A 243-nucleotide genomic window follows, 5' to 3' on the forward strand; every position below is an offset into this window, starting at 1 on the left:
TCTCAGCGCGGGGCAGACCGCGCCGCTGTCATGCTGACGCTTCTCACCACCGCACTCCTCAACGATGTCGACCCGCAAGCCTGGCTCGCCGATGTTCTGGCCCGTATCGCCGATCTGCCTGCCTCGCGCCTGCACGAGCTGCTTCCTTGGGAATGGAAAAGGCTACGCGCGGTCGAAAAAAACCTCTGATCAGCGGTCCGTCGCAACCTGAACGTCTCAACCGGCTAGCGACCATCATAACCC

The 243-nt window shown here is 62.1% G+C and carries 1 protein-coding gene; it reads left to right on the forward strand.

Annotated elements, in window-relative coordinates:
- Positions 1 to 189 (forward strand): transposase domain-containing protein (locus QSV46_RS40780; RefSeq protein WP_314964428.1); only part of this gene is annotated, 189 nt, incomplete at its 5' end.
- Positions 190 to 243: the final 54 nt, after the last annotated feature.

The organism is Bradyrhizobium cosmicum (assembly GCF_032290525.1).
In the GTDB taxonomy this organism is placed as follows: Bacteria; Pseudomonadota; Alphaproteobacteria; order Rhizobiales; family Xanthobacteraceae; genus Bradyrhizobium; species Bradyrhizobium cosmicum_A.